Origin of the sequence: Phenylobacterium sp., from assembly GCF_030697925.1 — a bacterium.
In the GTDB taxonomy this organism is placed as follows: domain Bacteria; phylum Pseudomonadota; class Alphaproteobacteria; order Caulobacterales; family Caulobacteraceae; genus Phenylobacterium.
In genome coordinates this window covers 1-9563 of sequence record NZ_JAUYOJ010000196.1, presented here as the reverse complement: position 1 = coordinate 9563, position 9563 = coordinate 1, and the positions used below count along the sequence as shown (strand labels likewise).

At 68.5% G+C, this 9563-nt stretch carries 12 protein-coding genes; 3 read left to right on the top strand and 9 right to left on the bottom strand.

Translation table 11 applies throughout. From position 1 onward, the window contains the following. Positions 1 to 171: 171 nt before the first annotated feature. Positions 172 to 537 carry an EthD domain-containing protein gene (locus Q8Q88_RS18870; protein ID WP_305676728.1) on the bottom strand — a complete coding sequence of 122 codons (366 nt, stop codon included), beginning with the start codon at positions 535 to 537 and terminating at the stop codon, positions 172 to 174. 112 nt (positions 538 to 649) lie between these two features. On the opposite strand from Q8Q88_RS18870, the gene Q8Q88_RS18865 reads away from it, so the two are divergent. Beyond that, positions 650 to 1009: a nuclear transport factor 2 family protein gene (locus tag Q8Q88_RS18865; protein WP_305676727.1), complete on the top strand. Its 360-nt coding sequence runs from the start codon at positions 650 to 652 to the stop codon at positions 1007 to 1009. A gap of 73 nt (positions 1010 to 1082) precedes the next feature. Here the strand turns inward: Q8Q88_RS18865 and Q8Q88_RS18860 are convergent, their stop codons facing one another. Beyond that, positions 1083 to 1715, bottom strand: coding sequence for a DsbA family protein (locus tag Q8Q88_RS18860; RefSeq protein ID WP_305676726.1), 633 nt, complete (start codon positions 1713 to 1715; stop codon positions 1083 to 1085). A 144-nt stretch (positions 1716 to 1859) separates the two neighbouring features. Between Q8Q88_RS18860 and Q8Q88_RS18855 the strand changes: the two genes are divergently transcribed. Further along, entirely contained in the window at positions 1860 to 2384 is a 525-nt protein-coding gene (locus tag Q8Q88_RS18855; RefSeq protein WP_305676725.1) for a GNAT family N-acetyltransferase, read from the top strand. 102 nt (positions 2385 to 2486) lie between these two features. On the opposite strand, the gene Q8Q88_RS18850 is transcribed toward Q8Q88_RS18855, so the two are convergent. Continuing rightward, positions 2487 to 3092 carry an FMN-dependent NADH-azoreductase gene (locus Q8Q88_RS18850; RefSeq protein ID WP_305676724.1) on the bottom strand — a complete coding sequence of 202 codons (606 nt, stop codon included), beginning with the start codon at positions 3090 to 3092 and terminating at the stop codon, positions 2487 to 2489. Positions 3093 to 3204: 112 nt separating this feature from the next. On the opposite strand from Q8Q88_RS18850, the gene Q8Q88_RS18845 reads away from it, so the two are divergent. Then, a complete protein-coding gene (locus Q8Q88_RS18845) occupies positions 3205 to 4182 on the top strand; it encodes a LysR family transcriptional regulator (RefSeq protein WP_305676723.1) in 978 nt (325 codons plus the stop codon). Between the two features lie 7 nt (positions 4183 to 4189). Here Q8Q88_RS18845 and Q8Q88_RS18840 read toward each other — a convergent pair whose 3' ends face one another. From Q8Q88_RS18840 to Q8Q88_RS18815, 6 genes are all read right to left on the bottom strand, one after another. Beyond that, positions 4190 to 4771: a TetR/AcrR family transcriptional regulator gene (locus tag Q8Q88_RS18840; RefSeq protein ID WP_305676722.1), complete on the bottom strand. Its 582-nt coding sequence runs from the start codon at positions 4769 to 4771 to the stop codon at positions 4190 to 4192. 60 nt (positions 4772 to 4831) lie between these two features. After that, positions 4832 to 6118, bottom strand: a complete 1287-nt coding sequence (locus Q8Q88_RS18835; protein ID WP_305676721.1) for a cytochrome P450 — start codon at positions 6116 to 6118, stop codon at positions 4832 to 4834. A 96-nt stretch (positions 6119 to 6214) separates the two neighbouring features. Beyond that, a complete protein-coding gene (locus tag Q8Q88_RS18830) occupies positions 6215 to 6856 on the bottom strand; it encodes a glutathione S-transferase family protein (protein ID WP_305676720.1) in 642 nt (213 codons plus the stop codon). Next, the gene (locus tag Q8Q88_RS18825; RefSeq protein ID WP_305676719.1) at positions 6844 to 7287 is read right to left on the bottom strand and encodes an SRPBCC domain-containing protein; all 444 of its coding nucleotides are present in this window, start codon (positions 7285 to 7287) and stop codon (positions 6844 to 6846) included. Before Q8Q88_RS18825 ends, Q8Q88_RS18830 begins: the two co-directional genes overlap by 13 nt. Further along, positions 7284 to 7598, bottom strand: a complete 315-nt coding sequence (locus Q8Q88_RS18820; protein ID WP_305676718.1) for a helix-turn-helix transcriptional regulator — start codon at positions 7596 to 7598, stop codon at positions 7284 to 7286. The genes Q8Q88_RS18825 and Q8Q88_RS18820 overlap by 4 nt, the downstream gene beginning before the upstream one ends. A 161-nt stretch (positions 7599 to 7759) precedes the next feature. Beyond that, positions 7760 to 9563: TonB-dependent receptor domain-containing protein (locus Q8Q88_RS18815; protein WP_305676717.1), on the bottom strand; the 1804-nt coding region annotated here is incomplete at its 5' end.

Sequence of the window (9563 nt, the reverse complement as noted above, 5' to 3'; positions counted from 1 at the left end):
GCCCGCCCGGGGATCGGCCACCCCCGAAAAATAACTCGAGAACGTCTCCATCCCGCCGCCTCCTCACACCAGGGAGACAACCTCAGAACCCGCTTCGAGCTAAAACTTCGACTCCAACGCCATATGCGATTCCCCTGCCTTGAAAGGGGAGAGGAGGCGTTGCACCACTTCCTAGAAGATCACCTTTTCCTGGCCCCACCAGAGGGGGGACTTGGGGAGGTCGACGAAGCGGGCCTCGTCTTCCAGCAGGAGGCGGCCGGCGGCCCTGGCGGCTTCGTTGTCGGCGTTGGCGGCCAGATCCTCGAAGCTGTCCCACCAGAGCTGGGCGACCCCGTCATAGCCCTCGGGCCCGCCGCGGGCGACGCGCAGGTCGGCGGAGATCTCGGCCGGCAGGCTGTGCATCTGGACGTAGCGCTTGATGCGCAGGGCCTCGCGGACGCTGGCGACCAGGGGGGCATGGGTGTTGAACCAATAGTCCTGGAAGGCCTCGCGGGTGAACTCCGGGCGGCGGGTGAGGGCGAAGGTGAGCTTGATCAAGGGTGGGTCCTCCCGGTTTCGGCCGAGCTTAGCATCGTTACCTCGCGGGTAATCGCGGGCGTTCCGGCGCGGCGGCAAGGTGGCGACGTCAACAAGCCAAGGAGCACCTCCCATGACCCAAGCCATCGCCGAAGCCTATGTCGCCGCCTGGAACGAGACCGACGCCGCGGCCCGCAAGGCCAAGATCGCGCAGGCCTTCGCCGCCGACGCCACCTATGTGGACCCGCTGGCCGCCGTGGCCGGCCATGCCGAGGTCGACGCCCTGATCGCCGGGGTCCAGGAGCGGTTTCCGGGCTTCCGCTTCGCCCTGATCGGCGCGGCCGACGGGCATGGCGACCATGTCCGCTTTTCCTGGGGCCTGGGTCCCGACGGGGCGGCCGACGCGCCGATCAAGGGCACCGACTTCTGCCGCCTGGAGGATGGGCGGCTGAAGACCGTGACCGGGTTCCTGGATCAGGTCCCGGCCGCCTGACCGTGGCGGAGCTCGCCTCCTTCTCCCCTTGCGGGAGAAGGGACACAGAGGCCGGCGCGATTCGAACATGCCTTTAGGCCGTCCCCATCCAGCGATGCAGCACCGGCAGGATCTGCTCGGCGGGCTGGTAGCCGCGGGTGACCACGCCATAGGTCCCGTCGGCGCCGGGCCCGGCCACCAGGGTCGGGAAGCCGGTGACGCCTGCGCGCTGGGAGGTCCCGTAGTCGGACCAGGTCTCGTGCTTGAGGTCGTCGGTCTCGAAATCGGCCAGGAAGGCCTCGCGGTCGATCCCCAGCTCGGCGGCGAGGTCGGCCAGGGTGTCGGGCTTCGTGACGTCCTGGTTCTGCGCGTAGAAGGCCCGCTGCACCCGGCCGAGATAGACCAGCGCCTTCTCCGGATCGTCGCGGCGGACGCGGACCACGGCGCGGGCCGCCGGGTCGGTGTCGTAGAGGAAGCCCGGGCGGTCCAGCACGGCGCCGTCGAAGGGCAGGCCGGTGGCCTCGTGGACATGGCCCCAGTGGCCGACCAGCTCGACCTTGGCCTTCTCCGTGGTGGGGGTGTCCGTGCCTGGGCGCAGGCCGCCCATGACCAGCCGGATCGGCAGGGACCGTCCGAAGGCCTGGCGGATTTGGCCGATCACCGGCGAGAAGCCGTAGCACCACGAGCACATCGGGTCGGCGAAATAGATCAGGTGGGGCGTTTCCATATCGCGATCCTTGGCGCGCTGCGGCCGTAGGGGCTAGATTAGGATCGGCCGAGCCGATCGGCGAGCCCAGGAGACCACGATCCTTGAAAGACTGAGCGCCAGACCGCCACAGCCCTTGGATCCACATCTCTCCGGACAATTCCGATGACAAAAGACCTATGCCTTGGGGACCTGCGCCTTCGCGCGGCTGAGCTTGCCGACATCGAACCCGTGCGCGCCATCGAGCGCGCCTCCGCGAGCCGCTTCGTCGGCACCGACCGGGCCTGGCTGGCCGACGACGATCCCACGGACGCGCAGACCCTGGCCGAGCGGGTGGCCGCCGGCGGCCTGCTGGTGGCCTGCGACGGGGAGGTCCCGGTGGCCTTCGTGATGTTCCGGGAGGTCGAAGGCTGCGGCTATATCGAGCAGGTGGATGTCCTGCCCAGCCATGAGCGGCGGGGGATCGGGGCGCGGCTGATCGCGGCGGTGGCCGACCTGGCGCCGGAGCGCGGGTGGCCGGCGCTCACGCTCTCGACCTTCAAGGACGTGCCGTTCAACGCGCCCTATTACCGGCGGCTGGGGTTCGAGGACGTCGAGGTCCTGACCCCGGGCATGGTCGAGATCCGCGTCGAACATGAGGCGCGCGGGTTGGATGAGCGTACGCGGGTGTTCATGCGGCGGGAGATCTAACCGAAGCTGTCATCCCGGTTTGCGCAGCAAGACCGGCGACTGTGTTACTGGTCAAGCGCTGCGCGCTTTCCGGGATGACACTCGGGGTAAGTTCGCGCGGCCTTAAGCCGCGAGCTTCGCCAGCTCCGCGCGGCTGTCGGCCAGCGCCTGGTCGCGCGCGTCGGGGCCGTAGCCGATCTTCTCGGCGCGGACGAAGGTGACGTCGGTCAGGCCGATGAAGCCCAGCAGCTGGCGCAGATAGGGCTCCTGGAAGTCCGCCGCCTGGGCCGGGCCTTCGCTGTAGAGGCCGCCGCGCGACTCCACGACGATCACCCGCTTGCCCTCGATTAGCCCCTTCGGGCCGGCTTCGGAGTAGCTGAAGGTGACGCCGGGGCGCAGGACGTGGTCGAACCAGGTGCGCAGGGTGCTGGGGATGCTGAAATTGTACATCGGGGCGCCGATGACGATGGTGTCGGCGGCGCGCAGCTCGGCGATCAGCTCGTCGGAGAGGGCGCGGGAGGCCAGTTCGGCCGGGCTGGTCGCCTGGGCGCGGACGCCGGCGACGCTTTCCGGCGTCAGGTGCGGGATGGTGGCGACGGCGAGGTCGCGGAACACCAAGGTGGCGCCGGGATCGCGCTGGGTAAGCTCGGTGACCGCGTCGGCGACCAGGAGGCGCGAGACCGAGGCCTCGCCGCTGAGGCTGCTGTTGAGAACCAGGATATTGGACATGACACCCCTCCAAGGGCGTTGATGAATTGACGTCCTGGAAACTGGGGGTTCACATCGTGCAACAGTAGCCCCACATATCGCACCAGATTGTTGCGTGTAGAGGAACGATCCCATGATGGAGCTGGAGGACATCCGGGCCTTTGTCGAGGTCGCCGAGGCGGGCGGGTTCGGCCGGGCGGGGCAGCGGCTGGAGCTGTCGAAGTCGATGGTCAGCCGCCGGGTTTCGCGGCTGGAGACCTCGCTCGGCGCGCAACTCCTGAGCCGCACGACCCGCGGCGTGGCGCTCACCGAGGCGGGGATGGAGTTCAAGGAGCGCGCCGACCGGGTGCTGGCTGAGCTGGAGGCGGCGCGGGATTCGCTGGCCCAGCGCGGCGAGGAGATCGTCGGCAGCCTGCGGGTGGCCGCGCCGCTGTCGTTCGGCATGACCCATCTGGCGCCGGTGCTGGCGGAGCTGGCCGTGCGCCACCCGAAGCTGTCGGTAGTGGCGTCCTACAGCGACCGGTTCGTCGACCTGATCGGCGAGCGGTTCGACGTGGCCGTGCGCGTAGGCAACCTGCCGGACTCCAGCTTGATCGCCCGGCGGATCGCCCCGATCAACGCCGCGGTGGTGGCCAGCCCCGCCTATCTGGAGCGCTGCGGAACGCCGCTGACGCCCGAGGACCTGATGGGCCACGACGCCCTGATGCAGGGCCAGGAGGCCTGGCCGTTCCGGGACGGCAAGCGGCTGATCACCATTCGCCCGGAGGGCCGCTTCAAGGCCGACAGCGGCCAGGCCCTCGTGGCCGCGGCGGTGGCGGGCCTGGGCATCGCCGCCCTGCCAACCTTCCTGACGGGGCACGCCATCGAGGCGGGCGAGCTGGTCCCGCTGCTGCTGGACTACCCGATCCCGGAGGCGGGGCTCTACGTGGTCCGGCCGCCGCCGGCCAGCCACATGCCGGGCAAGGTCCGGGCGCTCAGCGAGCTGCTGGTGGAGCGGTTCGGGGGCGAGCCCTATTGGGACATCTGCCACGAGGCGCGCGAGGCCTATAAGGCGAAGATGAGCGTGCAGGCCGCGGCGCCGGATGTGGCCTTGGCGGAGGCCACGCCCTAGGACCGCGTCAGCCCGCCGGGCGGCGGGACATCAGGAAGGCGAAGCCGCGCAGAACGGCCTGCTCCAGCCGTTCGGCGGCGGCCGCGTCCTGCATGTGGACGGCCGAGGCTATGCCGCGTCCCAGCACCCAGAAGACCAGCGCGATGTCCTCGGCCCGCTCCGGCGGCGCCCGGTCATCGTCGCGCACGGCGCCCTGGAACGCCTCCAGCGCCTGCTGCTCGGCCGCGCGTACGGCGGGGTTCCCTGCCAGGCTCGGTTCGGTCTGCATGAGGGCGTAGAGGCGCGGATTGCGTCGGATGAAGGTGAGCAGGGCGGCCGACGCCGCGTCGATCGGGTGGGGGAACCGGCCGCCGGCACGCGCGCGCTCGATCTTCTGGGTAAGCTCGCCCCAGCCGTCGACGGCCACGGCGGCCAACAGGGCGTCCTTGTTGGCGAAGTGGTAGTAGAGGCTGGCCACGCCGCTGCCGACCTCGGCGGCGATGAGCCTGAGTTGCAGGGCCTCGCCCCCGCCCTGGCCGACCAGGCGCCGCGCCGCGTCCAGGGCGCGGCGGGGCAGGGTTCCGGCGATGGCGATCTGGGCGCGCGTCATCTCACAGCCGTCCTTCGAAGACGGCCGCGAACATGAACGACGAAGCGCGCCGCAACCAGCCTAGAGCCGGGACGGCAGGACGACCTTCATTTCCTCGTAGCCCTTCACGAAGATCGAGTAGCTGCGCTTGGGCTCTTCCAGAAGCTGGATGTCGGGGAAGCGCTTCATGATCTCTTCCCAGATGATGGTGAGCTGCAGCTCGGCCAGGCGGTTGCCGACGCAGCGGTGGATTCCGAAGCCGAAGGACATGTGCTGGCGCGGGCGCGGGCGGTCGATGATGTAGCTGTCGGGGTTCTCGATCACCGACCCGTCGCGGTTGCCCGAGACGTACCACATGACCACCTTGTCGCCTTCCTTGATGGTCTTGCCGCCCATTTCGAAGTCGCGGGTCGCGGTCCGGGACATGTGGGCGAGCGGGGTTTGCCAGCGAATGGTCTCCGACACCGTGGAGGGGATCAGGGCCGGATTGGCGCGCAGCTTGGCGTACTGATCGGGGTTCTGGTTCAGCGCCAGGACCGAGCCGGAGATGGTGTTCCGGGTCGTGTCGTTGCCGCCGATGATCAGCAGGGCGACGTTGGCGTGGAACTCCGCCATCGTCATGTTCCGGGTCTCCTCCCCATGGGCCAGCATGGAGATCAGGTCGCCGGTGGGCGGGGCGTTGACCCGCTGGTTCCAGAGCTCGGTGAAGTAGCCGAAGCACTCGGCCATGGTCTCGCGCAGTTCCTGCAGGCTGGCCACCGGACCGCCGAAGCCTGGCGGGGTGGTCATGGCGTCGGACCACCTCGTGAGCTTGCGCCGCTCCTCGAAGGGGAAGGCGAACAGGGTCGCGAGCGTCATGGTGGTCAGTTCCTTCGACACCAGGTCGACCCAGTCGAAGGGCTCGCCGACCGGCAGGCTGTCGAGGATCAGGCCGGCCCGCTCGCGGATCAGCGGGGCCATGATCGAGAGCGCGTGGGGCGACAGGGCCGGGCTCACCGTCTTGCGCTGGACGTCGTGGCGCGGCGGATCCATGGCGATGAAGTTGGTGGCGCTGTTGTTGGGATCGCGGAACCCCTGGGCGGCCTTCGGCGAGAGCGCGATGCCCTTGGCCGAGGAGAAGACCTGGTGGTTGGAGTCCACCGCCATGATGTCGTCGTAGCGGGTGATCGACCAGTAGGGGCCGTAGTTGCTGTCCGGGGTGAAGTGGACCGGGGCCTCGGCGCGCAGGCGCTCGAAGATCGGCCACATGGCGTCGTCGCGGAAAAGCGAGGCGCGGGCGGGGTTCAGCTCCTCGAGGGGGGTCTCGTAGGCGGCCTTGCGCGCGGCGGCGCGCTTGTCCTTCAGAATGTCGCCAGTTCCGTCGGCCATCGCGGCGCCCTCAGGTCTACGCGCCCTAGGCCGGGCGCCGGGCCATGGAGAGGCTTCGAACAATGTTCCACAAGGGGTTCCGTTGGTCGGCCGCCCTCAGTCGGCCGCCGCGAAATGCGCCATCTGGTCGGTGTGCGCCTTGATGAAGGCCGGCCGGGCCGTGGCGCGGACGACGTAGGCGCGGCAGGCGGGATAGTCCGCCAGCCCGTCGAATCGGTTCACCTGCCGCAGCACGTCCGCCATCAGCAGGTCGGCTACCGTGAATCGACCCGTCACCAGCCACTCGCGGCCGGCCAGCACCGCTTCCATCCGCTCGAGCCTGGCCTTGAGGAAGTCCTCCACGAATTTGGCTTCGGGCGATTCACCAGGATAGCCCATGAAGCGGAACAGCGCCCACGGCTGGCTCGGCAGGTCGACCGAGTTGAGCGCAGCGATGACCCACTCCACCACCTCGGCCCGGCCGCGCGGATCGGTGGGCATGAGGGCCGGGCTCTTCTCAGCGAGGTGCAGCAGGATCGCGCCGCTCTCGAAAATGGTGAGATCTCCGTCGGTCAGCCACGGGACCTGGCCGAAGGGCTGCGCCGCGAAGTGGTCGGGGCCTCGATCTCGGAATGGCGTGCTCTCCACCCGATAGGCCAACTCGGCCTCTTCCAAGGCCCAACGCACCCGCAGGTCGCGCACAAAGCCCCGAGGCGGCTCGGGAACCCAGTCGTAGGTGGTGAGGGTCAGGTCGCCCATTCGGCGTCTCCAAGGAAAATCGCGAGCTTGTCGAGGAGGCCGCTCCAGCCGATCTCGTGACTTCGGCGCGCCTCCTCGTCGGGAAGCTGCTCGTGGATCAGGGTCAGTTCGGCGCCGCCGTCCAACGGCTCGATCAGAAACGTGACCAGCGACTCTCGTTCCGGCGCGCCGGGCCATTCCCAGGTGAAGACCAGCTTCTTCCCGGGAACCACTTCCCGATAGACGCCGGTGGGATTGTGCTCCTCACCGTTGAGCAGCCGGAACACGACGCTCAATCGACCGCCGGGGCGCACGTCCGCCTCGGCCCGGAGCGTCGGCCCGGCGTCCGGACCCCACCACTGCAGCATCAGCTCGGGCCTGGTGATCGCGGCCCAGATCTTCGCGGGCGGGGCCTTGATCCTGCGCACGATGGTCACGCTCGGAAGGGTCATCGATCGCCGTCCTCTTCCACGAGCGCGACAAGCCTATCGAGGCTCACCGTCCACAGGCGTTCATACCGGTGGAGCCAGGCCATCGCCTCTCGCATCGGCTCGACCGACAGGTGAACCGACACGGTGCGACCGGTCTTGGTCCGCGTGATCAATCCCGCATCGGACAGGACATCCAGATGCTTCATCAGTCCCGGAAGCTTCAGCGAATGCGGCCGGGCGAGCTCGCTGACCGAGAGCCCGGGTTCGTCCATCAGCCGCAACAGGACATGCCGCCGGGTGGGATCGGCGAGCGCTGAGAATGTGCGGTCCATGGCTGAGGCTTGATGCTTCACTATGTAGCGAAGTGTTGTTCACATCGGTGGCCGAGTCAACCGGTGGGACCTCCATTGCGGGGAGAGTGACGCTCCGCACCAAAAAAAAGGCCGGCCCCCTCGGGGACCGGCCAGTCGTGGTTCTCGAGGGGGAAGACCTCCTAGAACCGCTTGGTGACGCCCAGCTTGTAGTAGCGGCCGAGCGGATTGGCCGTGAACGGGTCGTAGCTGAGATCGAGGCGGGCGAACGGCGGGTCCTTGTCGAACACGTTGATCACCGCGGCGGTCACCGTCGTGTCCCAGGGCAGGTTCACGCGATAGGTGATGTCGTTGGTGACGAAGGCCTTGATCTTGCGGCCGTTCTGGTTGGTGGCGAAGGTCGCCGAGCCGCCGCGGGTGTCGCGCATGTCGTCGACATAGCGCAGGGTCCAACGCAGGTTGTGGTCGCCGCGGGCGTATTCGGCGAAGGCGGTGGCCTTCCACTGCGGCTGGGAGCCGTAGCCGAGATAGTCCATGGTCCCGGCGTAGTCGGTCTCCTTGGCGACCACGATGCCTTCGAGCGTGGTCTCGGCGACCACGTATTCCAGCACATAGGTCAGATCGAGGCCGAAGTTCATGTCGCCGCCCAGCACGTCGCGCGCCCGGTAGCTGGCGGCGAAGTCCAGCCCGCTGGTGTCGATGTCGGGGCTGTTGACGTAGTTGATCCGCACCCGGTTGATGTTCGGGGCCGAGCAGGCGCCGGTGAAGCTGATCCGGGCCAGCAGCGGGGCGAAGGCGGGGTTGGCGCAGTTGTTGGCGCCGGCCGCCCCGTTCGGGAAGATGGCGTTGACGATGTCGGAGCCGCTCTCGTTGTCGATCGGGCCCTTGAAGGCGAAGCGCCAGTAGTCGAGCGAGGCCTTGAAGTCGCCCATCTCGAACAGGACGCCGAGGTTGAGCGTATCGGCCTTTTCCGGTTTCAGGTTGGCGTTACCCCAGAGGTCGTAGGCGCGGTAGCCGCCGGCCGCGGTGGTGTAGGCCAGGCTGGTGGTGGCGGTGTTGGCGATCTGGGTCTGGGGCGGGGCGCGGAAGGTCGAGCCCGCCGAGGCGCGGAAGGCCAGCCAGTCGGCGGCCTGCCACTTGAGCGCCACCTTGGGATTGGTGGTCGCGCCGATATTGCCGCCGTAGTCCTCGTAGCGGATGGCGAAGGTTCCGGTCAGGCTGTCGGTGAAGGGCATCTGCAGTTCGGCGAATGTGGCGATCACCGAATAGTCGAGGTCGTAGTCGGCCAGCGCCCCGAAGAAGCTGAACGGCCCGTTCTTGGCCGTGCAGGTCGCCCCCGGATTGACCGAGGTGTCCGCGCAGGGGCTGACGGCGATATTGGTGTAGTCGCTGTTCTGCCGCTCGATGCCGCTCCAGCGGTACTGTGCGCCGGCGGCCCAGGCCAGCTGGCCCGCGCCGAAGTCGATGGGCAGGTCGCCGTTGAACACCAGGTCGGCGGTGAACATCTGCGAGCGGATCTTGTAGGCGTACTCGTCGAAGACGTAGTCGAGGACTTCCAGGCTGTTGGCCGTGGCGGTGTTGTAGTTCGGATTGGTCCGCCCATCGATGGCGTTGCCCGCCACGCCCGAGGAGAACGGGTTGAACCACAGGCAACCGTTGGCGCCGGGCGTATTGCCGGTGCAGCCATCGCCGCCGAGGCCGCGCAGCGCGAGCTGGAGGCGGCCCACCAGAACGTCCGGCGTGGCGATCTCGCTGTTGTTGTCCATGTAGGTGAGCGCGGCGTCCCAGCCGATCCCGCCGCCGACGTCGAACTTGCCCTTCAGGCCCGCGGAGATGCGGTAGGCTTCGAAGGCGCGCTTGTCCTCCTTGCCCTTGCCGCCGAACAGCGGGTTGCCGCCGACGCCGAGCGGACGCCAGGCGACCGAGGTGAAGAGGCCGTTGGCGCCGGCCGTGGCGGCCTGGGCCGGGGTGAGCCCGCCCGAGGCG